General features: G+C 62.9%; 1 protein-coding gene. It reads right to left on the minus strand.

The features are described 5' to 3' along the window. Positions 1–248 (minus strand): ECF transporter S component (locus ACWXWW_RS18230; RefSeq protein ID WP_455971445.1); only part of this gene is annotated, 248 nt, incomplete at both ends.

Here is a 248-nt window from a genome sequence, read left to right on the forward strand (position 1 = left end):
TCGTAGGCGACGACGAGCAAACATAGTTCCATCGGCAGGGCCTGGACGACACCGGAAATGAGGGTGCCAGCCCCCCACGGGCCGCCGAGAGCAGCCTCAACGGTGGCCGCCAGAACCTCGGAGAGTAAGGCTGCGCCCGGCTTACGAACGATGAGCCCGGCAAGAAGTGCCGGCAGGAACCAGATGCCAGAAAGGATGCCCTCAATGGGCAGATACACCGACGTGGCCGGCTTGAGGAGGCTATATAC

It is taken from the genome of Microbacterium sp. KNMS, assembly GCF_053851835.1.